This window comes from Pseudorhizobium tarimense (assembly GCF_022968135.1).
In the GTDB taxonomy this organism is placed as follows: Bacteria; Pseudomonadota; Alphaproteobacteria; order Rhizobiales; family Rhizobiaceae; genus Neorhizobium; species Neorhizobium tarimense.
Map to the genome: position 1 here is coordinate 93616 of NZ_JALJRA010000013.1, position 23187 is coordinate 116802.

General features: G+C 61.1%; 22 protein-coding genes. 18 read left to right on the forward strand and 4 right to left on the reverse strand.

Annotation, left to right across the window (positions count from 1 at the left end; translation table 11 throughout):
• Positions 1–96 precede the first annotated feature (96 nt).
• Both MUU54_RS16550 and murJ read left to right on the forward strand, forming a co-directional pair.
• Positions 97–2940: a [protein-PII] uridylyltransferase gene (locus MUU54_RS16550; protein WP_247245126.1), complete on the forward strand. Its 2844-nt coding sequence runs from the start codon at positions 97–99 to the stop codon at positions 2938–2940.
• The gene (murJ, locus tag MUU54_RS16555; protein WP_247245127.1) at positions 2937–4508 is read left to right on the forward strand and encodes a murein biosynthesis integral membrane protein MurJ; all 1572 of its coding nucleotides are present in this window, start codon (positions 2937–2939) and stop codon (positions 4506–4508) included. Before MUU54_RS16550 ends, murJ begins: the two co-directional genes overlap by 4 nt.
• Positions 4509–4510: 2 nt before the next feature.
• Here the strand turns inward: murJ and MUU54_RS16560 are convergent, their stop codons facing one another.
• A complete protein-coding gene (locus MUU54_RS16560) occupies positions 4511–4942 on the reverse strand; it encodes a YcbK family protein (RefSeq protein WP_247245128.1) in 432 nt (143 codons plus the stop codon).
• Between the two features lie 451 nt (positions 4943–5393).
• On the opposite strand from MUU54_RS16560, the gene trpS reads away from it, so the two are divergent.
• From trpS to trmB, 15 genes are all read left to right on the forward strand, one after another.
• Positions 5394–6458, forward strand: a complete 1065-nt coding sequence (gene trpS / locus MUU54_RS16565) for a tryptophan--tRNA ligase (RefSeq protein WP_247245129.1) — start codon at positions 5394–5396, stop codon at positions 6456–6458.
• Between the two features lie 102 nt (positions 6459–6560).
• On the forward strand, positions 6561–7052 hold the full coding sequence (locus MUU54_RS16570) for a universal stress protein (RefSeq protein ID WP_247245130.1): 492 nt from the start codon (positions 6561–6563) through the stop codon (positions 7050–7052).
• A 113-nt stretch (positions 7053–7165) separates the two neighbouring features.
• The gene (locus MUU54_RS16575; RefSeq protein WP_247245131.1) at positions 7166–7732 is read left to right on the forward strand and encodes a NifU family protein; all 567 of its coding nucleotides are present in this window, start codon (positions 7166–7168) and stop codon (positions 7730–7732) included.
• Positions 7733–7747: 15 nt separating this feature from the next.
• Positions 7748–8410: a tRNA (adenosine(37)-N6)-threonylcarbamoyltransferase complex dimerization subunit type 1 TsaB gene (gene tsaB, locus MUU54_RS16580; protein WP_247245132.1), complete on the forward strand. Its 663-nt coding sequence runs from the start codon at positions 7748–7750 to the stop codon at positions 8408–8410.
• Between the two features lie 5 nt (positions 8411–8415).
• A complete protein-coding gene (locus tag MUU54_RS16585) occupies positions 8416–8910 on the forward strand; it encodes a GNAT family N-acetyltransferase (RefSeq protein WP_247245133.1) in 495 nt (164 codons plus the stop codon).
• A gap of 38 nt (positions 8911–8948) precedes the next feature.
• Positions 8949–9377, forward strand: a complete 429-nt coding sequence (locus tag MUU54_RS16590; protein ID WP_247245134.1) for a Fur family transcriptional regulator — start codon at positions 8949–8951, stop codon at positions 9375–9377.
• Complete coding sequence (gene olsA, locus MUU54_RS16595) at positions 9377–10171, forward strand: lyso-ornithine lipid O-acyltransferase (RefSeq protein ID WP_247245183.1); 795 nt, start codon at positions 9377–9379, stop codon at positions 10169–10171. Before MUU54_RS16590 ends, olsA begins: the two co-directional genes overlap by 1 nt.
• 42 nt (positions 10172–10213) lie before the next feature.
• The gene (miaB, locus tag MUU54_RS16600; RefSeq protein WP_247245135.1) at positions 10214–11626 is read left to right on the forward strand and encodes a tRNA (N6-isopentenyl adenosine(37)-C2)-methylthiotransferase MiaB; all 1413 of its coding nucleotides are present in this window, start codon (positions 10214–10216) and stop codon (positions 11624–11626) included.
• A 25-nt stretch (positions 11627–11651) separates the two neighbouring features.
• A complete protein-coding gene (locus tag MUU54_RS16605; RefSeq protein WP_247245136.1) occupies positions 11652–12707 on the forward strand; it encodes a PhoH family protein in 1056 nt (351 codons plus the stop codon).
• A 15-nt stretch (positions 12708–12722) separates the two neighbouring features.
• Complete coding sequence (ybeY, locus tag MUU54_RS16610; RefSeq protein ID WP_247245137.1) at positions 12723–13232, forward strand: rRNA maturation RNase YbeY; 510 nt, start codon at positions 12723–12725, stop codon at positions 13230–13232.
• 9 nt (positions 13233–13241) lie between these two features.
• Positions 13242–14432: a transporter associated domain-containing protein gene (locus MUU54_RS16615; RefSeq protein WP_247245138.1), complete on the forward strand. Its 1191-nt coding sequence runs from the start codon at positions 13242–13244 to the stop codon at positions 14430–14432.
• A gap of 95 nt (positions 14433–14527) precedes the next feature.
• Positions 14528–16120 carry an apolipoprotein N-acyltransferase gene (gene lnt, locus MUU54_RS16620; protein WP_247245139.1) on the forward strand — a complete coding sequence of 531 codons (1593 nt, stop codon included), beginning with the start codon at positions 14528–14530 and terminating at the stop codon, positions 16118–16120.
• A gap of 140 nt (positions 16121–16260) precedes the next feature.
• Positions 16261–16680 carry a helix-turn-helix domain-containing protein gene (locus MUU54_RS16625; protein ID WP_247245184.1) on the forward strand — a complete coding sequence of 140 codons (420 nt, stop codon included), beginning with the start codon at positions 16261–16263 and terminating at the stop codon, positions 16678–16680.
• A 163-nt stretch (positions 16681–16843) separates the two neighbouring features.
• Positions 16844–18088, forward strand: coding sequence for a methionine adenosyltransferase (gene metK, locus MUU54_RS16630; RefSeq protein ID WP_247245140.1), 1245 nt, complete (start codon positions 16844–16846; stop codon positions 18086–18088).
• Positions 18089–18172: 84 nt separating this feature from the next.
• Entirely contained in the window at positions 18173–18889 is a 717-nt protein-coding gene (gene trmB, locus MUU54_RS16635) for a tRNA (guanosine(46)-N7)-methyltransferase TrmB (RefSeq protein ID WP_247245141.1), read from the forward strand.
• Here the strand turns inward: trmB and MUU54_RS16640 are convergent.
• Together MUU54_RS16640 and MUU54_RS16645 are read right to left on the reverse strand one after the other, a co-directional pair.
• The gene (locus MUU54_RS16640) at positions 18876–19133 is read right to left on the reverse strand and encodes a BQ00720 family protein (protein WP_029619976.1); all 258 of its coding nucleotides are present in this window, start codon (positions 19131–19133) and stop codon (positions 18876–18878) included. The genes trmB and MUU54_RS16640 overlap by 14 nt on opposite strands.
• 48 nt (positions 19134–19181) lie before the next feature.
• The gene (locus MUU54_RS16645; RefSeq protein ID WP_247245142.1) at positions 19182–19610 is read right to left on the reverse strand and encodes an Hsp20 family protein; all 429 of its coding nucleotides are present in this window, start codon (positions 19608–19610) and stop codon (positions 19182–19184) included.
• A gap of 172 nt (positions 19611–19782) precedes the next feature.
• Between MUU54_RS16645 and MUU54_RS16650 the strand changes: the two genes are divergently transcribed.
• Positions 19783–20727 carry a nucleoside hydrolase gene (locus MUU54_RS16650; protein ID WP_247245143.1) on the forward strand — a complete coding sequence of 315 codons (945 nt, stop codon included), beginning with the start codon at positions 19783–19785 and terminating at the stop codon, positions 20725–20727.
• Positions 20728–20782: 55 nt separating this feature from the next.
• On the opposite strand, the gene MUU54_RS16655 is transcribed toward MUU54_RS16650, so the two are convergent.
• The gene (locus MUU54_RS16655) at positions 20783–23113 is read right to left on the reverse strand and encodes a methyl-accepting chemotaxis protein (RefSeq protein WP_247245144.1); all 2331 of its coding nucleotides are present in this window, start codon (positions 23111–23113) and stop codon (positions 20783–20785) included.
• Between the last annotated feature and the right edge of the window lie 74 nt (positions 23114–23187).

Below are 23187 nucleotides of genomic sequence, written 5' to 3' on the forward strand. Positions count from 1 at the left end.
CACGAAGTTTGAACGCTTCTGTCATCATAAAGACTGTGAAGCACAGAGCGGAGCAGATATAGGCTGCTTGCGACACGCTGGCAGCAGCAGGACGACATGGCTTACGACGATTCGATCGATTTCTCAGGCATCCTTGATGTAGCTCAGCTGCGTAAAGAGTGCCGCGCGGCCGCTTCGGGTAGCGGGCAGACGGTGCTGGAGATGCGGGCGGCTTTGCTTGCAGTGCTGCGGGCGGCGAGCGTTGAAGGCCGCAAGAGGACCCGTGCCCTCCTTGACGAAGATGGCGGCGGCCTTGCCTGCGCGCGGCGTCTGTCCTGGCTGCAGGATCAGTTGATCCAGATCCTTCATGAGGTTGTAGCAGAGCGGCTGCACCCGGAAGCGATGGAGGTGGCGGTCGCAGCCGTCGGCGGCTACGGGCGTGACACCCTGGCGCCCGGGTCGGACATTGACCTGCTTTTCCTGTTGCCGTCGAAGAATTCGGAGGCGATGCGCAAGGCGATCGAGTTCTTGCTCTACGTCCTCTGGGACATGGGCTTCAAGGTCGGTCACGCCACGCGCACGGTCGAGGAGTGCATCCAGCTCGCCAAGACGGATATCACGATCCGTACGGCCATCCTGGAAAGTCGCTACATCTGCGGGGAGGAGGCCCTGGTCAGCGAGCTGGAGAAACGCTTCGATAATGAAATCGTCGCCGGCACCGGTGCTGAATTCGTCGCAGCAAAGCTCGCTGAACGCGACCAGCGCCACCAGAAGGCGGGCGACACCCGCTATCTCGTCGAACCCAATGTTAAGGAAGGAAAGGGCGGCCTGCGCGACCTGCAGACGCTCTTCTGGATCGCCAAGTACTATTATCGCATCCGTGATGCGCGTGAACTCGTCAAGCTCGGCGTCCTGTCGCGGCACGAGTGGAAGGTGTTCCAGAAATCGGACGACTTTCTCTGGGCTGTGCGCTGCCACATGCACTTCCTGACGGGCAAGGCGGAGGAGCGGCTGTCCTTCGACATCCAGCGGGAGATTGCCGAGAGCCTAGGTTACCACACCCGCCCTGGCTTGGCGGCTGTCGAACGCTTCATGAAGCACTACTTCCTTGTCGCCAAGGACGTCGGAGACTTGACCCGGATCTTCTGCGCGGCACTTGAGGATGAGCAGGCCAAGGAGGCTCCCGGCCTCAAGCGCGTCATCTCGCGCTTTACCAAGCGTGTGCACAAGATACCCGGCACCGTAGAATTTGTGCAGGACCGCGGACGCATTACGCTTGCAGATCCCGACGTCTTCAAGCGCGACCCAATCAACATCATCCGCTTCTTCCATGTTGCAGACATCAACGGCCTCGAATTCCATCCAGACGCTTTGAAGAGGGTGACGCGCTCGCTTTCCCTGATCAACGACGACGTCCGCAATAATGACGAGGCCAACCGCCTCTTCATTTCGATGCTGACGTCCCGCCGCGAGCCGGCGCTGATGCTGCGACGGATGAACGAGGCGGGGGTGCTGAGACGTTTTATCCCCGATTTCGGCCGCATCGTCTCAATGATGCAGTTCAACATGTATCATCACTACACGGTCGACGAGCACCTGATCCGCTCCGTCGAGGCGCTCTCGGAGGTCGACAAGGGTCAGGCCGCCGACATCCATCCGCTCGCCAACAAGCTGATGCCGTCCGTCGAGGAGCGGGAAGCCCTCTATGTGGCGGTCCTGCTGCACGACATTGCGAAGGGACGGCAGGAAGATCACTCGGTCGCCGGCGCACGCATCGCCCGCAAGCTCTGCCCGCGATTCGGACTGAACGCAAAGCAGACGGAGCTGGTGGTCTGGCTCATTGAAGAGCATCTGATCATGTCGATGACGGCGCAGACGCGCGATCTCCATGACCGCAAGACGATCACCGATTTCGCCGAAAAGGCGCAATCGATGGATCGCCTGAAGCTGCTCCTGATCCTCACTATCTGCGATATCCGCGCCGTTGGCCCTGGCGTCTGGAACGGCTGGAAGGGGCAGTTGCTGCGCACGCTCTATTACGAGACCGAGCTCCTGCTCTCCGGCGGCTTCTCCGAAGTCTCACGCAAGGAGCGAGCAAAGCAGGCTGAGGAGGAACTCTTCACGGCTCTTGCGGACTGGAGCCAGAAGGACCGGCGGGTCTATTCCCGGCTCCACTACCAGCCCTACCTTCTTTCGGTCGACCTTGAGGACCAGGTTCGGCACGCCCAGTTCATCCGCGACACCGATCGGGCGGGGCATGCGCTGGCGACGATGGTGCGGACCCACTCCTTCCATGCCATCACCGAGATCACCGTGCTGGCGCCGGACCATCCGCGGCTTTTGTCGATCATCGCCGGCGCATGTGCCGCCGCCGGTGCCAATATTGCGGACGCTCAGATCTACACGACGTCGGACGGCCGTGCTCTCGACACCATCCTCATCAACCGCGAGTTCACCACCGACGAGGACGAGATGCGCCGCGCGGCAACCATCGGTCGGATGATTGAGGACGTCCTGTCCGGCAAGAAGCGTCTGCCCGAAGTGATCGCGACCCGGGCCAAGGGCAAGAAGCGCAACAAGGCCTTCGAGATCCCGCCATCCGTCGTGCTGTCGAACGGCCTCTCGAACAAGTTCACCGTGGTGGAGGTCGAGTGCCTTGACCGGCCCGGCCTTCTGGCGGAAATCACGGCCGTGCTGGCCGATCTTTCGCTCGACATCCACTCTGCACGCATCACGACCTTCGGAGAGAAGGTGATCGATACCTTCTACGTCACCGACCTCCTGGGCTCAAAGATCACCAACGAGAACCGCCAAGGCAACATCATGGCGCGTCTGAAGGCCGTCATGGCCGAGCAGGAAGACGAGCTGCGCCGCGGAATGCCCTCCGGAATGATTGCGCCGGCCCCTATGCCGGCACGTCGTGCGCAACAGACACCACGCCGTTCCAAGGCTGAAGCATGAGCCTCGTCCGCAAGTTCGCCACCGTCGGGGGAGCCACGCTCGGCAGTCGGCTCTTCGGTTTTGCCCGCGAGACGCTGATGGCGGCCGCACTCGGCACGGGCACGATGGCCGACGTCTTCTATGCCGCCTTCCGCTTCCCGAACCTCTTCCGCCGTCTCTTTGCGGAGGGCGCCTTCAACGCGGCCTTTGTGCCGCTGTTCTCCAAGGAGATCGAGACCAATGGCGTGGAAGGCGCCAGGCGCTTCTCCGAGGAAGTCTTCGGCGTCCTATTCTCGGTGCTGATGCTGATCACCATCGCCATGGAACTGGCGATGCCCTGGCTGGTCGACTGGATCATTGCGCCGGGCTTCGCCGATGATCCCGAAAAGTCGGCACTGACCGTCCGCCTGGCCGCAGTGATGTTTCCCTATCTGATGTGCATGTCGCTGACGGCGATGATGAGCGGCATGCTGAACTCGCTGCATCATTTCTTTGCGGCGGCCATCGCACCCGTCTTCCTGAACGTGGTGATGATCGCCGCACTGGGTTATGCATGGTGGAGCGGGACGGATGCACTATCGACGGCCTGGTATCTCTCCTGGAGCGTGCTGGTCGCCGGCGTTCTGCAGCTGTCCGTCGTGTACTTCGGGGTCCGCCATGCGGGCATCAGGATCGGCTTCCGGCGGCCAAGGATCACGCCAAACGTAAAGCGGCTTCTCGTTCTCGCCGTGCCGGCGGCGATCACCGGTGGTGTCACGCAGATCAACCAGGTGATCGGGCAGGCAATCGCCTCCACCAAGGATGGTGCCATTGCCGCACTTCAATATGCGGATCGCATCTATCAGCTGCCACTCGGCGTCGTCGGCGTCGCGGTGGGGGTCGTGTTGCTGCCGGAATTGTCGCGCGCGCTTAAAGGTGGCCACATGAAGGAGGCGGCGGGTATCCAGAACCGCTCGCTCGAATTCGTTCTGTTCCTGACCCTGCCCGCGGCGGCAGGCCTTTGGGTGCTGTCGGAGCCGATCATCCGGGTGCTTTACGAGCGCGGTGCCTTTTCCGCTCAGAATACAGAAATCGTTGCCTCCATCCTGGCGATCTACGGCATCGGCCTGCCCGGGTTCGTGATGATCAAGGCCTTGCAGCCGGGCTTCTACGCCCGCGAGGACACCCGCACCCCAATGCGCTACACGATCGTCTCGGTGATCGTGAATTCGGGGCTTGCCATCACGCTGTTCCCGCTCTTGGCAGAGCGTGGGATCGCCACGGCGGAAGCTGTTGCCGGATGGCTCAACACTGCGCTTCTGTTCGCAACGCTTCTCTGGCGCGGCGACCTTACATGGGAGTGGCACTTGCTCCGACGGGCACTGCTGCTTTTGGTCTCTGCAGGCGTGATGGCGGTAGCGCTTGTCTACCTTCTGCCATACGCCGCACCATGGCTTCTGCCGCAGGTGCCGCTTCTCCGGCAGGTTTTCGCTCTCGGCTGCCTTCTGGTGGTCGCGATGGCGATCTACTTCCCGGTGGCTTTCCTGATCGGTGGGGCCGATCTCGGCATGATCCGGAGAAACCTGAAGCGCAAGCCGGTCAAAGGCTAGCGCTACTTCCGCCGTCCGCAGTGCGCCCAGCGCCGCTTCGGGCCGATATCGACGTGCACCAGCCCGTTGCAGTAGCGGCCGATTCCACCGATGCCGGGAGCCGATGCGGCGGCGGCGAGGATCCTTTTCTCAGCCACCCCGGGTACCCGAATATCGGCGGCGTAACAGCGCGTATGCTGTGAGCGGCCGGATCTCGGGCGGTGGCCGGATGTTACCATCGGCTTCTTTCCGGTCTGAACGGCGATGTGAGCGAGAATGGCCTTGAGCTTTTCGGGAAAGCAACTCGTCCTGACGCTGACCCGTTGTACGGTGTAGGCCGCGGTGTAGTCATGCTTGAAGATGTTGCCGCGACGTTTCTGGCTGTCGGCTTCCGCAACTCCGCTCACCGCGAGCGAGAGCAAGGATGCAAGCGCGACACGATAAACAATGCGCATGGTATCCCCCAAATCTGGCTCGTGATCATCTCGAGCCTCCGTTGGTGGATGCAAATTCGTTCTCGAAAGTGTCGCAAATAAGGTGAAAATTTGCTTTAGGTTTTAGCTAAGCCTTTGTTGCGCCGCAATGTTCCAGCGCTTTCGCGGAGGGAAGAAGAAGATCATTCCGTTTCCCATTGAGAATCAATATTCTGGGCCTGCATAGAGAGCTATGCAATTCAGGACGCCTCCGCCTTTTGCTGCTCAACAAATTGGCTGCTCGTTAGCGTTGTGCGGGACGCGCCGCGCATCCCACCCGGCCAAGCTGGCGAATTGCGGCAAGAAAGTGGCAACCTCTCGCTAGGTTATCGCCAGCACTCCTCTTGATCGGCTGGGTGTGGACGTGCATAAGCCCGCCACGACAACATGGCCTGCGGGGCATGGGGCCCTCCACCAGCCTACTGAGGACGAAATGAACAGCTTCAAGCCGCTCGTGTTTTCCGGCGTCCAGCCGACCGGCAATCTCCATCTCGGCAACTACCTCGGGGCGATCCGCAAGTTCGTGGCGCTGCAGGAAAACAACGACTGCATCTATTGTGTGGTCGACCTGCACGCCATCACCGCGCAGCTGGTCCACGAGGACCTGAAGGGCCAGATCCGCTCGATCGCCGCAGCCTTTATTGCATCGGGCATTGATCCGGTGAAGCACATCGTCTTCAACCAATCGGCCGTCCCGCAGCATGCGGAACTTGCCTGGATCTTCAACTGCGTGGCGCGCATCGGCTGGATGAACCGCATGACGCAGTTCAAGGACAAGGCTGGCAAGGACCGCGAGAACGCTTCGCTCGGTCTGCTCGCCTATCCGAGCCTGATGGCAGCCGACATTCTCGTTTATCGCGCAACCCATGTTCCGGTCGGCGACGACCAGAAACAGCACCTGGAACTCGCCCGCGACATTGCCCAGAAGTTCAACATCGATTTCCAGGACAAGATCCGCGCGACAGGGGCCGGAATCGACATGGTGGTCGGCGAAGAGCCGATCCATGGCTTCTTTCCGCTGGTCGAGCCGCTGATCGAAGGGCCGGCGCCCCGCGTCATGTCGCTGAAGGACGGCACCAAGAAGATGTCGAAGTCGGATCCGTCGGATCTGTCGCGCATCAACCTCATGGACGATGGCGAGACCATCCTAAAGAAGATCCGCAAGGCCAAGACCGACCCGGATTGCCTTCCGAGTGAGGTTGAAGGCCTCAAGGGACGGCCTGAAGCAGACAATCTTGTCGGCATCTATGCCGCACTTTCCGACCGAAAGAAGGAAGACGTTCTGAAGGAGTATGGCGGGCAGCAGTTCTCCACCTTCAAGCCCGCGCTTGCGGATCTGGCGGTTCACGTCCTTTCACCCATCACCGGCGAAATGCGTCGCCTGATGGACGACACCGCGCACATCGACGCCATCCTGCGCGATGGTGGCGAGAGGGCACGCGCGCGTGCCGAAAAGGTGATGGCGGACGTTTACGACATCATCGGTTTCCTCCGCTGAAGGGATCTGGGGTCCCGCCGGACCTAGGTTTTTCATTTCCAGACTTTGGTATAGATTCCGCTGCTCGGTCCCGCGGCCGAGTCAGGGGAGGAAAGGGCTGCTATGGTTTCCAAACGTCTTTCGCGTCTCGAAGGCCATCGCCGCAAGTTCATGGCGGTGATCGACGGCACCCCGGAATGCGAGCGCGCCGTGCATTATGCGGGTCGTCGCGCCAAGAACTCCAATGGCGGCCTCGTTCTGCTTTTCGTCATCCCTGAGGGCGATTTTCAGCAGTGGCTGGGGGTAGAGGCGATCATGCGTGCGGAAGCGCGCGAAGAAGCCGAAGCGATCATGGCAAAGGCGGCGCAGAAGGTGCGCGAGACGATTGGCATCGACCCAGAAGTGGTGATCCGCGAGGGAAGCGCAACGGAGCAGATAAATGCTCTGGTGGAAGAGGATCGCGACATCGCCATTCTCGTTCTGGCGGCGGCGTCCGCCAAGGAAGGACCGGGCCCGCTGGTTTCGTCGATCGCTGGACGCGGTGCGATTTTCCCGATCCCCGTCACGGTTCTGCCCGACAGCCTGTCCGATGAGGAAATCGATGCGCTATGCTGACCTGCCTTGACGGCGGTCGGCGGAAGGCGCACTTGAACCGAAACATGGTTGAGATTATCTTCTTTTGAAGAGTTCTAAATTGAAGGTGCCTGTCGGCCCTCAGGAGACGTGAGATGTTCATCCAGACCGAGGCAACGCCGAACCCGGCGACCCTGAAGTTCCTTCCGGGCAAGATCGTCATGGAGAAGGGCACCGCTGATTTCCGTGATCAGTCGGAAGCCGAGGCTTCGCCCTTGGCTCTGCGCCTGTTCGGCGTACCCGGCGTCACGGGCGTCTATTTCGGCTACGACTTCATCACGGTCACCAAGAGCGGCGGAGACTGGCAGCACATGAAGCCGGCGATCCTCGGCTCGATCATGGAGCATTTTATGTCTGGTCAGTCCGTCATGGGCGGCGGCACGTCGACGGCTGAAATCTCCGACGAAGAAGGCGAGTTTTATGAGGACGGCGACGAGACGGTCGTTGCCACCATCAAGGAACTGCTGGAAACGCGGGTTCGCCCCGCAGTCGCCCAGGATGGCGGCGACATCACCTTCAAGGGCTTCAAAGACGGCACCGTCTACCTCAACATGAAGGGTGCCTGCTCGGGCTGCCCGTCGTCGACCGCAACGCTGAAGCACGGGGTCCAGAATCTGCTTCGCCACTTCGTGCCCGAAGTCCAGGCAGTTGAAGCTCTCTAGGAACGTCCAAGACTGATGATTGTCCTGGCAATCGATACGGCGGGCGCGGATTGCTCCGCGGCCGTCTTCGACAGTGGCAGCGGCCAGGTACTGGCGGCCGTCACGGAGATGATCGGCAAGGGGCATGCGGAACGGCTGATGGCGGTGATCGATGAGGCGCTGGCGAAAGCTGATCGAGCTCTGTCGGACGTCCAGCGCGTTGCCGTGGTGACCGGCCCGGGTTCGTTCACCGGCATTCGAGTCGGAGTCGCGGCCGCACGCGGTCTGGCGCTCGCCTTGAGTGCCGAGTGTGTCGGTGTAACGACGCTCGATACGCTCGGACAAGGCTACCTTGAAAGCAATCCCCAGGCACCTCTCGTCGTCGCCATGGATGCCAAGCGGGGCGAGCTTTACGTGCAGGCATTCGCCGCCGACGGCAGTCCAATGACCCGTCCCGCGGCAATGCCTCCGGAGGAGGCCGCCGATCTGGCAAGGTCGCATTCGGCCGAGGTCGTCGGCTCCGGCCGGCCGCTCGTCCTGCAAGATCCTGCGGTTGCGTCTGTCGCCGATCGCTTCGATATTTCCACCGTCGCCAGGCTGGGCGCCCAGCGCTCGGGCGATGGCGAACGGCCGAAGCCGCTCTATCTGCGTGGGCCGGACGCAAAGCCGCAGACCGGCTATGCGCTGGCTCGGGCCTGAGGCCGATGATCGACGAACTGCTACAGTGGAAGCCGTATTTCGAGATCGTTCCGCTCGTCGTCGAAGACTGCGCCGAAATCTCGATGATCCACGGCGAGCGCTTTCCCCGGCAATGGGGTGATGGCGAGTTTGTCAGCCTGCTGCTTCAACCCAGTGTCTTCGGCTTCGTCGCGCGCCAGACGAATGCCTTCTTCTCTCGACCGCTGGGAGGCTTCGTGGTCGCCCGGGAGACGGCGGGAGAAGCGGAAATCCTGACCATCGCGGTTTCGGAGAAGTTCGGCAGGGCAGGGCTCGGGTGGCGCCTCATGCAGGCAGCACTGCGTGAAGCTAGCCAGCGGGGTGGCGAAACGATGTTCCTCGAAGTCGAGGCAGCCAACCGGGCAGCCGTCCAGCTCTATCGGAAGCTCAATTTTGAACAGATCGCCGAGCGGCCGGCCTATTATTCCGCATCCGACGGCACGAAACCCAGCGCGCTTGTCATGCGGCGCCATCTTCGCTAGTTCGGTCGAATTGTGATTTGATTGAAGGCGGCAAGGTCATGACGGATCTTCCCAAGACGCTTGAGGAACTGTGTGCCGACAAGGGCATGCGGATGACCGACCAGCGCCGCGTCATCGCCCGCATCCTTCAGGATTCCGACGATCATCCGGACGTCGAGGAGCTTTACCGCCGCTCGTCGAAGGTTGATCCGCGCATCTCCATCTCGACCGTTTATCGAACGGTGAAGCTGTTCGAGGACGAGGGCATCATCGAGAAGCACGACTTTCGTGATGGCCGATCCCGCTACGAGACGGTCCCCGAAGAGCACCATGACCACATGATCGATTTGAAGTCAGGCACGGTCATCGAGTTCCACTCGCCCGAGATCGAAGCCTTGCAGGAGCGAATTGCCCGCGAGCACGGCTTTCGTCTGGTCGGGCATCGGCTCGAACTGTACGGTATTCCGCTGGACAAGGATGACCCTTGATCACCTGGTTGCGGATCGGCTTTGTCGTCCTGGCTCTGTCGATCGTCACGCTCGTATTTTTGCCGCTGCAACTTGTCGGGTTGGCGCTGAACCTGAGGCTTCGGCGCTATCTGCCGCGGGTCTGGCACCGCATCGCCTGCCGGCTTATGGGCATTCGCATTCATGTTCATCGTCGCGTGGAGAAGCGTCGCCCCCTTCTGCTGGCGGCAAACCACGCCTCCTGGAAGGATATCCTCGTCCTCGGTGCGGTTGCAGACGTGGTTTTTATCGCCAAGTCCGAGGTGGCCGACTGGCCGGTATTCGGGGTGCTCGCCAAGCTCCAGAAAACCATTTTCGTCGCGCGCGACCAGAAGCGGAAGGCCGGTGATCAGGTCAACGAGATCGCCCAGCGGTTGGCGGACGGCGAGATCGTCGTCCTCTTCCCGGAGGGAACCACATCGGACGGCAACCGGGTGCTGGAGATCAAGTCGTCGCTCTTTGGCGCGGCAGCGGCAGCCGTTCCGCAGGTGCCGGGCCAAGTCGTTCACGTCCAGCCCGTGGCGATCGCCTATACTCGCGTTTATGGTATGGCGATGGGCCGTTATCATCGCCCGATCGCAGCTTGGCCAGGCGACATCGAGCTTGTCCCTCATCTGATGGGGGTCCTGAAAGCGGAGGCGATCGACGTGGAGATCACCTTCGGCGACACGATCGAGTTCGGCACCGGCGATAAGCGGAAGATTCTGAGCGCAAACGTTGCAGCGCAGATCCGTCGGATGCTGATCGCCCGGCTGCGTGGCCGCGACTACAACTAACTAACCCTTCTATTGCAGGCCGTCATGCGGTAAAGACCCCGCATGAGCATCGATCCGATTTTGACCGCATCCCCGGCAGAGGGGCAGCCTGGCGCAAACACGCGCAAGGTCTTCATCAAGACCTATGGCTGCCAGATGAACGTCTACGATTCCGTCCGCATGGGTGATGCCCTGGCGAGCGAAGGCTATGTGCCGACGGAGCAGATGGAAGAAGCGGACCTGATCGTTCTCAATACGTGCCATATCCGCGAGAAAGCGGCCGACAAGGTCTATTCCGCACTAGGGCGGTTGCGCGAGATGAAGAAGGCGCGCAATGCCCAGGGGCAGGAACTGATGATCGGCGTCGCCGGCTGCGTTGCGCAGGCCGAGGGCGAGGAGATACTCAGGCGCGAGCCGTCCGTCGACGTGGTGATCGGCCCGCAGACCTATCACCGTTTGCCCGCCGCCCTTCGGCGCGCGCGCCTGGGCGATCGCATTGTCGATACCGACTACGCCGTGGAAGACAAGTTCGAGCACCTGCCGGCGGTGGAAAGCACGCGTGTCCGCTCCCGCGGCGTCACATCGTTCCTGACTGTGCAGGAAGGCTGCGACAAGTTCTGCACCTTTTGTGTGGTGCCCTATACCCGCGGTGCCGAGGTCTCGCGCCCCTTCCGCCAGATCGTCGTCGAAGCGCAACGGCTGGTCGATGCCGGGGTGCGGGAAATCACCCTGCTCGGGCAGAACGTCAACGCCTGGCGCTCGGAGGGGCCCGACGGGCGTGAATGGGGACTGGGCGACCTTCTCTACAAATTGGCAGAGATTCCGGGGCTAGCGCGCCTGCGATACACGACTAGCCATCCGCGCGACATGGACGATCGGCTGATCGAGGCGCACCGCGATCTGCGGGAACTGATGCCTTACCTGCATCTGCCGGTACAATCGGGCTCCGACCGGATCCTGAAGGCGATGAACCGCCGCCACACTGCAGAAGAATATCTGCGCCTGATCTCCCGCATCCGCGCCGTCAAGCCGGACATGGCGATGTCGGGCGACTTCATCGTCGGCTTCCCCGGTGAGACCGAACAGGACTTTGCGGATACGCTGCGGATTGTGGAGGCGGTGGGTTATGCTCAGGCCTTCTCGTTCAAGTATTCGACTCGCCCCGGAACACCTGGCGCCGACCTTCCCGGTCATGTTGCGGAAGACGTGAAGGCCGAGCGACTGGAAAGACTTCAGTCCTTGCTCTTGAAACAGCAGGCTGAGTTCGCCAAATCATGCGTCGGAAAGGTCATCGATCTGCTGCTTGAGAAGCCCGGGCGGATGCCTGGCCAACTCATCGGACGATCGCCGTGGCTGCAGTCTGTGAATGTTGATGCAAAACCATCGCAGATCGGTGACATTATTCCGGTACGAATCATTGGAACGGGTCCCAACAGCTTGTTTGCCGAGCCGGTGGGGGCCTCGAGCGCATCCTGAACGACATGGCGAGGAGCTTGCCTACTTGAACGCAAACGAACTGGTTTCTTCACCCGCACGTCAACCTAGAACTGCTGCGACCGACGCCAACCACTTCGTGCTCACGTTCGAGAACAACAGGTTCGCCAGCGAACTGTTCGGACAATTCGACCAGAACCTCAAGCTGATCGAGGAGCGCCTGCACGTCGATGCCCGCGCGCGCGGCAATTCCGTCACCATATCCGGCGACGTTACCGCCACCAATCAGGCGCGTCGTGCGTTGGATTATCTCTACGACCGTCTGCAGAAGGGTGCGAGCGTCGAGGCATCCGACGTCGAGGGCGCTATCCGGATGGCGGTGGCCGCCGACGATCAGCTGCAGCTCCCGACGATGGAGCGCAAGGCGAAGCTCTCGATGGCGCAGATCTCGACGCGCAAGAAGACCATCGCTGCGCGGACGCCGACGCAGGACGCCTACATGCGTGCTTTGGAACGGTCCGAGCTGGTCTTCGGTGTTGGCCCGGCCGGTACCGGCAAGACCTATCTGGCCGTCGCCCATGCCGCCCAGCTTCTGGAGCGGGGCGCGGTCGACCGGATCATCCTGTCGCGTCCGGCCGTTGAGGCGGGCGAGCGTCTCGGCTTCCTGCCCGGCGATATGAAAGAGAAGGTCGATCCCTATCTGCGGCCTCTCTATGACGCTCTCTACGACATGATCCCTGCCGACAAGGTCGAGCGCGCCCTTACCGCGGGCGTCATCGAGATCGCACCGCTCGCCTTCATGCGTGGCCGCACGCTGGCCAATGCTGCCGTCATCCTGGACGAGGCACAGAATACGACGTCGATGCAGATGAAGATGTTCCTGACACGTCTGGGCGAGAATGCGCGCATGATTGTTACGGGCGACCCAAGTCAGGTCGACTTGCCGCGCGGCGTGAAATCTGGCCTGGTCGAAGCCCTTCATGTCCTGAAAGGCGTTGAAGGCATCTCCGTCGTCCGTTTCAAGGATGTGGATGTCGTCCGCCATCCGCTCGTCGGACGGATCGTGAGAGCCTATGACGCCCAATATGCAGTCCACGAGGAAAGCGAGGAAACCGGTCGCTGAGGCGGTCGGCGCGGCATGCCCCAACTCGACATACAGATCAGCGTGGAAGACGACGCGTGGCCAGAAGAAGAGACGCTTCAGGCGCTCGCCGAGCGTGTCATCGTCGCGGCGGCCGAGCATCTTTCGGCGATGGAGCAGCAGCCCTTTCCGCAGCAGCCGATAGAGCTGTCGCTGGTGTTTACCGGCGACGAAGCGATCCGAGAGGTTAATGCGGAATGGCGGGGCCAGGACAAGCCGACGAACGTCTTGTCCTTTCCAGGCTTCCCGCTCGAACCGGGCGGCATGCCCGGCCCCATGCTCGGCGACATCATCATTGCCTACGAGACGGTGGAGCGCGAGGCAGCTGAACTCGAGAAAAGCAGCGAAAGCCATTTGACCCATCTGCTGGTGCATGGTTTCCTGCACCTGTTCGGCTACGACCACATGGAAATTGACGAGGCCGAGCGCATGGAAGCGCTGGAGACTCGCATTTTGGCCACTCTTGGCCTATCTGATCCCTATGCGGGACAAGACCCGATCACCTAGCTTGGAACGATGAACGACATTTCGACAATTGTTGCCGCTGATGGCAAGGACGGTTCGGACACCTCTTCGGAAGAGGGCAGTAGTCCGCAACGATCAGAAGCTCACCACCGGAGCAATGCCTCCTTCTGGGCCCGTGCTTTGAGACTTCTGCGGCCCGCCCAGGGCGAACGTCTGCGAGAGGATCTCGCGGACGCTCTGATGACGGACACAAACGTCAGCAGCGCCTTCTCACCCGAAGAACGCGCAATGCTGCACAATATCCTGCGCTTCCGCGAAGTCCGGGTGGAAGATATCATGGTACCGCGTGCCGATATCGAGGCCGTCGACATGACGATGACCCTCGGCGACCTGATGATCCATTTTGAAGAAACCGGCCGTTCGCGCATGCCGGTCTACTGCGACACGCTCGACGATCCGCGCGGCTTCGTGCACATCCGCGACCTCCATTCCTATCTGGCCAAGCAGGCCCGCAACAAGCGGCGTACGGCGCCCCGTGCCGCTTCGGCGACGCACCCGATGCCGCTGGTCAATGAAAAGGCAGAAAAGCCGGAAAAGGTGGCCCGCGTGCCGAAGGCTGCCTTCGACCTTGGTCGTGTCGATTTGAGCAAGACCGTGGCGGATGCCGGGCTGATCCGCAAGATCCTCTTCGTACCCCCCTCGATGCTGGCATCAGATCTTCTGCAGAGCATGCAGGCGGCGCGCACGCAAATGGCGCTTGTCATCGATGAGTACGGCGGCACCGACGGACTCGTCTCCCACGAAGATATCGTCGAAATGGTGATCGGCGATGTGGAGGACGAACACGACGACGAAGAAGTCATGTTCTCGCAGGTCGGCGAGGATATCTTCGTCGCCGATGCCCGTATCGAGCTCGAGGAAATCGCCCAGGCAATCGGATCCGACTTCGACATTCGCGACAGGCTTGAGGATGTCGATACCCTCGGGGGGCTGATCTTCTCTGCCTTGGGCCGCATTCCGGTCAGAGGCGAAGTCGTGCAAGCCGTTCCGGGCTTCGAATTTCACATTCTGGAGGCCGATCCGCGCCGTATCAAGCGCGTGCGAGTCGTGCGCAAGCGCGTCCTTGCCCGCCGGCGACAGCTGAAGGGCGAGATGGACGCCGCGCCCGCGGAAAGCATCCATCCGGTCCATCCAAACCCGCCGCCGTCCGAGACTGCCGGTGCGGGTGAACGCTCCCATTGAGGCATGCCATCGTCTTCCACGCTCGCCTGAGGACAGGCGCAGTGATTTTTGAAACACTGCGGACCTGATTCGGGCGGGTGAGGGGAAGCTTCCTTATGGAGCGGCTGGCAAATAGGGTAATGCTTCTTTGGGGCGTGCGACGCGTGGCGCTTGCCGTCGTCGCGGGAACAGTGGGCGCAGCTGCGCTGCCGCCGTTCAATGTCCTCGCCGCACCCTTTTTCTCTTTCCCAATACTCGTCTGGCTGATGGACGGCCTCGCCTCGCATCGCGGAAGCGGCTGGTTTACCCGCGCACGCTCCGCATTCCTGCTGGGCTGGCTATTCGGCTTTGGTTATTTCGTTGCCGGCCTCTGGTGGCTCGGCAATGCGCTTCTTCTCGAGGCCGACGATTTTGCCTGGGCGTTGCCGTTTGCGGTTCTTGGCCTGCCGGCCTTTCTGGCCCTGTTTTATGGCCTTGCCACCAGCCTTGCGGGCATTCTTTGGTCTGATGGGGTAGGACGTCATGCAGCCCTTGCCTTCGGGTTCGGCCTTGCCGAATGGCTGCGCAGCTTCTTGATGACCGGTTTCCCCTGGAACGCCATCGGCTATGGGGCAATGCCCATGCCGATGATGATGCAATCGGCGAGCGTCATAGGTCTCTTTGGCGTCACGACGCTTGCCGTGTTCGTCTTTTCCGTGCCGGCGCTCCTTGGAACCCGCCGAGGCCTGCGCCTTGGCCTTGCCGCCGGCAGCTGTTTGCTAGCAGCGCATCTCGGCTATGGCGCCTATCGGCTTGCCAATGCCGAAACTGCACCCGCCGCCGCCGACTTGGCAGTCCGCCTGGTCCAGCCGGTTCTCGATCAGTCGCGCAAGCTGGAGAACAGCGATCGTGCGGCAATTTTCGAAGAACATCTGGCGCTTTCGGCCCTGCCGCCTCAGCCCGGCTCCCGCCGGCCGGATGTGATCGTCTGGCCCGAGACGTCTGTTCCTTTCATCCTTACCGAAAGCCAGGACGCCCTTTCGCGCATTGCCGAGATCCTGGAAGATGGGCAGATCCTCATCGCCGGTGCCGTACGCGTGGAATATGCGGCAGCAGGCCAGCCGCCGCGCTTCTATAACTCCATTTACGTCATCGATTCGAACGGACAGATTCTCGGCGCCTCGGACAAGATCCACCTGACGCCGTTCGGCGAATATGTGCCGTTCGAGGAATGGCTGCGCAAATGGGGCGTAAACAATCTCGTGGCGCTTCCCGGTGGCTTCTCTGCCGCGGCGAACCGCTCGCTCCTGACGCTGCCCAGCGGCCAGACGCTCTACCCTTTGATCTGCTACGAGGCGATCTTTCCTCAGGAAGTCGGGGCTGAAGTCGCACAGGCCGATGCGATCCTGAACATCACGAACGATGCCTGGTTTGGCGATACACCGGGTCCGTATCAGCATTTCCAGCAGGCAAGGCTGAGGGCGGTAGAAAATGGCTTGCCCCTTCTCCGGGATGCCAACAGCGGCATTTCGGCCGTGGTTGACCCCTATGGGCGGATCGTCAACGGCTCGGCCTTCAATAGCAAGGGCGTGGTGGATGCGTCGATTGCGGGCGGAACGGTACCAACCTGGAACGGGTCGGTGCGCAAGATGAACTTTTGGTTGATCCTGTTTGCCATGTTCCTGATTGCAGCGATTGCGCGCAGTGGTTTCAAAACTGCGGCGAATTGACCAAAACCCCCAAAATCGCATAGTGAGCTTCATATTGTTCCGCAAACGTGCTGTTTGGCTTTCGTCATGCATTAGCCACAGACGCTTGGGCATCATCGGTCGACCCGGTTCAGAGACCGGTAACTTGTCAGGACGCAATGATGATTGAGAATAAGAAGAAGCCGAACCCGATCGATATCCACGTCGGAAGCCGTATTCGACTGCGTCGGACCATGCTGGGAATGAGCCAGGAAAAGCTGGGCGAGAGCCTTGGCATCACGTTCCAGCAGATCCAGAAGTACGAGAAGGGCACCAACCGCGTCGGTGCGAGCCGTCTGCAGAACATCTCCAGCATTCTCAACGTGCCGGTCTCGTTCTTCTTTGAAGACGCGCCGGGGGAGCAGGCTGCGAGTGCAGGCGGTCTTGAAGAGGCGTCAAGCTCCAATTACGTGGTCGACTTCCTGTCTTCCTCCGAGGGACTGCAGCTGAACCGCGCGTTCGTCAAGATTGCCGACCAGAAGGTGCGGCGCCGCATCGTTGATTTGGTGAAGGCGCTGGCCGCAGAAGCCGACGCGGATTAGCCGTCCCTCTCAAAGCCTATGAAAAAGCGGCTAAATGCCGCTTTTTTTGTGCCTTTCCCGCACGAGAGAAGGATTTGAGATATAAAGATATATTTATGCGCTTGTATTTACGTTGGTGAACCACTAACAGATCCGGTGTTATTTCTTTGAGGGGAATCCCGGAATGCGCGAGAATCATCTCTTCACCAGCGAGTCGGTTGCCGAAGGTCATCCCGACAAGGTCTGCGACCGAATTTCCGACGAGATCGTCGACCTCGTGTATCGCGAGGCGGGCAAGACGGGAACGGATCCGTGGTCTGTTCGGATTGCCTGCGAGACCCTTGCGACCACCAACCGTGTCGTCATCGCCGGAGAAGTGCGCCTTCCCGCAAGCCTGATGAAGAAGGACAAGGACGGCAAGGACGTCATCAACCCTTCGAAGTTCAAGTCCGCCGCCCGCAAGGCGATCCGCGATATCGGCTATGAGCAAGATGGTTTTCATTGGAAGACGGCAAAGATCGACGTTCTCCTGCATTCCCAATCGGCCGACATTGCCAAGGGCGTGGACAGCGCTGCGGACAAGCAGGGCGACGAGGGCGCCGGCGATCAGGGCATCATGTTTGGCTACGCCTGCAAGGAAACACCGGACCTGATGCCTGCCCCGATCTACTACTCGCACAAGATTCTGCAGCTCCTGGCTGCCGCCCGCAAGAAGGGCGAAGGTGATGTCGGCAAGCTCGGGCCGGACGCCAAGAGCCAAGTGACCGTCCGCTACGAGAACGGTAAGCCCTCCTGCGTCGACTCGATCGTTCTTTCCACGCAGCACCTGGATGAGAGCTGGGACTCCAAGAAGGTTCGCGCCGTCGTGGAGCCTTACATCAGGGAAGCTCTGGGCGAGCTTCCCGTTGCCGACGACTGCAAGTGGTACATCAATCCGACCGGTAAGTTCGTCATCGGCGGACCGGACGGAGACGCAGGCCTCACCGGCCGCAAGATCATCGTCGACACTTATGGTGGGGCGGCTCCGCATGGCGGCGGCGCCTTCTCCGGCAAGGATACGACCAAGGTCGACCGTTCAGCCGCCTATGCCGCTCGCTATCTCGCCAAGAACGTCGTGGCGGCAGGTCTGGCCGACCGCTGCACGATCCAGATCGCCTATGCGATTGGAATTGCCCAGCCGGTCTCGATCTATGTAGACTTGCATGGCACCGGTAACGGCGTGACTGAGGATCAGGTCGAGGCGGCGATCCGCAAGGTCATGGACCTGTCGCCGTCCGGCATTCGCCGGCATCTCGACCTCAACAAGCCGATCTATGCCAAGACCGCCGCCTATGGCCACTTCGGCCGCAAGCCTGGCCGTGACGGCTCCTTCTCCTGGGAAAAGGTCGATCTGGCAAAACCGCTGAAGGAAGCCCTCAAGGCTGCCTGATTGTCCCTTTACGGACACGGCTCTGAAACTGTAAAGCGGGTGGCTTTGAGAGCCGCCCGCTTTCTTCTATCGAGAGACCACGCGATGAACGACCAGCAGCACCCCAGCCGCTCCACCGAAGCCTTCTTCGGACGGCGCAAGGGAAAGCCGCTCCGCGAGCGTCAGGCGGAGGGTCTTGCAACGGTTCTGCCAGCGCTGAAGCTTGACCTCACGGCACCGGCGCCTGCCTCGCTGGCGGCGCTTTTCCCGCATCCGGTGGAAGAAGTGCGTTTGGAAATCGGCTTCGGCGGTGGGGAGCATCTCGTGCATCGGGCACAGGAGAACCCGCAGAGCGGCTTCATCGGCGTGGAGCCCTTCGTCAATTCGATGGCAAAGCTGGTGGGCCGGGTGACCAACCTCGGGCTGCAGAACATCCGGGTCTACGACGACGATGCGACGCAGGTGCTGGACTGGTTGCCGGAGGGGTCTGTCGACCGGATCGATCTTCTCTATCCGGATCCGTGGCCCAAGCGGAAGCACTGGAAGCGCCGCTTTGTCTCGCAGGTCAATCTTGCACGGTTCCACCGCGTCCTGAAGCCGGGAGGACTGTTTCTCTTTGCCTCGGACATCGATACCTACGTCAACTGGACGCTCATCCACTGCCGCGATCACGGTGGCTTTGGATGGCAGGCAGAAGAGGCTGCAGACTGGCTTACCCCGTTCGCGGGGTGGACTGGTACGCGCTACGAGGCCAAGGCGCGCCGCGAGGGGCGGTCGTCCGCCTACCTCACCTTCCGCAAGACAGAGCTTAGTGGAGGCTAACCGTCTTTAGGTCGTCTTCCGCTGCCTTGAAGAAGGTGCTGGAGCGGTTGTCGGTGAGAAGGATCGGCGTGCCGTCGGCCCCGAACAATGCCCACAGGTCCAGATTCGGATCCATGTCCGGTGCTTCGGGGAAGCATCGGGAAACGTCTTCGGAGCGGATCTTGCGAATATAGCCAACTTCTCCGGCGCCAAGATGGGCAAGTTCGGACAGCGTCAGCTGCGTGTTCGCTTCTTTGAGGAGCATTCCAGCCTCCAACATTGAGGGGCACAACGACGATGATGTCGTTGCAGCCTACTTTGAGACGGAAATGTTAATTTTTCGCACCATGCGCGCCGGTTCAGGGCGGATCAGGTCCACGGACAGCAGGCCGTTCTTCAGCACAGCGCCAGCCACTTGCATTCCATCCGCCAGCACGAACATGCGCTGGAACTGCCGAGCTGCAATCCCGCGATAGAGATAGTCGCAATCCGGCTGGTCGAGCTGCTTGCCCCGGATCACCAGCTGGTTTTCCTCGACCGTTACGTCAAGCTCGCTTTCGCCGAATCCGGCCACTGCAAGGGTAATTCGGAGCCGCTCCGGATCTTCTGCCGACGTGCCGGTAATTCGCTCGATGTTATAGGGAGGATAGCCGTCATTGGCCTTCGCCAAACGCTCCAGCGTCTTCTCCATGGCGTCGAACCCGAGGAGCAGGGGGCTCGCAAACGGTGTGATGCGGCTCATCTGAAAGTCCTTGTAGAAGCGACTACGACACCGGCCCGTCAGACGGCGCCGTGCCTTCGGCAATATGGGAACAGCCGCACCTGATCGCAAGCCGTAGCGGCCTGAGCGCCAGCCATTGCCTCGCCTCGTCCTCGCGTGTAGCTAGGCCGGCACCACAATGCGGAAGGGTGACATGGCAGAGCGCAGGAAGATCATCATCGATACCGATCCCGGCCAGGACGACGCGGCAGCCATCATGCTGGCCTTTGCGAGTCTCGATGAACTCGAGGTGCTGGGGCTCTCAGCCGTCGCAGGCAATGTGCCGCTAGAGCTGACGAGCCGCAACGTCCGGATCGTCTGCGAACTCTGCGGACGCGGCGATGCGCTGGTCTACGAGGGGGCCAGACAGCCGCTCTCGCGCCAATTGGTGACCGCCGAGCATGTCCATGGTCGCACGGGATTGGACGGTGCCGAGCTGCCGGAGCCGACGATGACGGTGCAGCCGAAGCACGCGGCCGACTTCATTGTCGAAACGATCATGCGCGAGCCTACCGGCACCGTCACGCTCTGCACGCTGGGAGCACTCACCAACGTCGCGCTTGCCCTGCAGAAGGAACCGGCCATTGCCGGTCGCGTGCAGGAACTAGTAATGATGGGCGGTGGCTTTTTCGAAGGCGGCAACATTACGCCTGCCGCCGAATTCAACATCTATGTCGATCCGGACGCTGCGGCGACCGTCTTCGCGTCGGGCATGCCGATCGTGATGATGCCGCTCGACGTCACCCATCAACTGCTGACCCGCAAGGATCGCGTGGCCAAGATCGCCGCACTCGGCACGCGTCCGGCTCAGGTGCTTGTCGATTGGCTGGCGTTCTTTGAGCGCTTCGACGAGGAGAAATACGGCTCCGACGGCGGGCCGCTGCATGACCCGACGGTAATTGCCTATCTCCTGAAGCCCGAACTCTTCTCCGGCCGTCACTGCAACGTGGAGATCGAGACCCAGTCGGAGCTGACGGTGGGAATGACGGTGGTCGACTGGTGGCGCGTCTCCGGACGCCAGCCCAACGCCATGGTCATGCGCCACGTCGACGCCGACGGCTTCTTTGATCTGCTGGCAGAGAGGGTTGGCCGCCTCTAGAAGATAGGGAGGCCGCCCTGTAGGCGGCCCCCTTCATGAGACAGGTTGGTTCGGTTCAGAACTCTTCCCATTCACTGACAGCAGCTGCCGCTGAAGCGTGAACCGCGGCCCTCGCCCTCGGTACTGAAGGCTGCGGCGCCGCGTGCATCTTTGCCCCGAGCTCACGAAGCGCTGCCGCGGGGACCGATGCCTTCTGTATCGTCGCACTGGATGTCCGGAAGCGGAAGACCAGTCTCTGCAGAGCTTCGGCATCGCCATTCAGTGTCATGCTCGCTGCGGTAGTTTCCTCGACCATTGCCGCATTCTGCTGCGTAACCTGATCCATCTGGTTCACCGCAGAGTTGATCTCCTTCAGTCCAGTTGCCTGCTCGCTTGCTGATGCAGAGATCTGACGGATCAGGCCGTTGATCTGCATCACCTGGATCGCGATCTTCTGAAGCGCGTCGCCGGCCTTTCCGACGAGTTCGACACCCTCGTCAACCTGATTGGTGGAAGTAGTGATCAGCGCCTTTATTTCCTTGGCGGCTGTGGCAGAACGCTGTGCCAGCTCGCGAACCTCCTGCGCCACGACGGCAAAGCCTTTACCCGCCTCGCCTGCACGGGCCGCCTCGACGCCGGCATTGAGCGCAAGCAGGTTCGTCTGGAAGGCAATTTCGTCGATAACGCCAATGATGCGGGAGATTTCCTGGGAGGAATGCGCGATACCCTGCATCGAGGCCACAGCCTTCTGCACAACCTCGCCCGACTTTTCTGCATCGCTGCAGGCGCGGTTTACGGTGTCGGCGGCAGAGCCGGCGTTCTCGGCACTGGAATTCACCTGCGCCGTCAGTTCGTTCAGTGCGGCAGCCGTCTCCTCCAGGCTGGCCGCCTGCTGTTCGGTACGACGAGAAAGATCCTCGGCGCTGTGGCTGATCTGGCGTGTGCCGTCACCAATGCTTACGACGGAATTGCTGACGCTTTGGATCGTTTCCTCAAGGCTCGCCAGCGCGGAATTGAAGTCCGCCTTCAGCTTTGCGTACTCGCCAGGGAAATCCTTATGGATACGGTAGGCGAGGTTGCCATTGGAGAGTTCGGAAAGCCCGTCGGCGAGCGTATTGACCACCTGGCGCTGCAGGTCTGCGGTTGCTTGACGCTCGTTCTCCGAGCGGCCGCGCTCGTCTTCGGCGGCTTGCCGGTGTTCCTCCGCTTCCGCCTGAACCCTTTGCGAATCTGCCAGAGCGAAGCGGAAGCCCTCCAGCGCCTTGGCGACCGCACCCGTCTCGTCTGTCCGGTCCTGGCCCTTTACCGGCTCGCCATACCTGCCCTCACTTAGTGCCTGGACGGAGCTGACCAAGCCCGCAAGCGGTCCGGCAACCATGGTGCGGGTCGCAAAATAGAGTGCAACGAAGACAGCGGAGAGAACAGCAATGCCCCCAAGGATCATGATTTGAGTCTGCTGGTTAACGGGGGCGGCCACGGCGCCGTGGGGAACGTCGACCAAGACGATCCAGATGGTGTTCAAATCCGGCAGCGCGAAGGGATATACCACACGGTCAAACGGCGGATGCCCGTCATAGCTGAGGTCGCGGATCAGGCCTGGTGTCTGGTTTGTCAGCGCCGTCTTGATCGCCTCGTGGCCGGTGCCGTCGTAGGGCTTCATCAGGAGGTCCGCGATCGGAGCCACAATCCAGCTGCCGCTTTGCGAGAGAAGGGTTACCCTACCGTCGCCGAAGGGGCGCAATGCGGTCAGTTTCTTCGACAGTGCCGCCAGGGAGACGTCGACACCCGAGACACCAATGAGCTGACCCTCTGACAGAACAGGATAGGCAATCGAAGTCATCGCGGTATTCTCGCCAGTAGAACTTTCCGTATAGGGACTGGTCAACGCTCCTTTCAGAGACGTCGCAGCAAGTCGGTACCACTCCGCCTCGACATCGACGTTGAAGGTGCTGAACGCGATCTTGCCATCCTTGTCCTTGGTCCAGTACGGCGTGAACTCGCCATTCTTGTTTCCACCAAGCTCCAGATTTCCCGCGGCCTCGCTGTTCAGGCCGTCGAAGCTGCCGGGCTTTTCGGCAAACCAGCTGCCGAAGGCAAAGACGTTCTGCTGCAAATTGGCCTGAAGCAGGTCCAAGTAGCCCTTGCGGTCAAGGGACTTTGTTTCGTGCGCTCTGCCAATTGTCCCCGCCATCGTGCGGGCCGCTCCGGCCAGCTGGCCGATTTCAGCAGCGATGTCATTGGCAATGGCCCTCGCTTCCGTTTGAGCCTGGTTCATGGTGAGTTCTGAAACTCGGTTCCTCGTCTGCGAGATCATCACAAGGTTTGAGATAAGAAGCACAATCGCAATGGCGACGCCGGTCACCAGGATGAGCTTCGTTGAGAGTGATTTCGTTTTCCACAGCAGCATTGTCGCCTCGAAGATTTACGCAGGGCCATGCCGTTGACGGCGGGGATGCGTCCCCTCATAGGACGAGGCGCGGC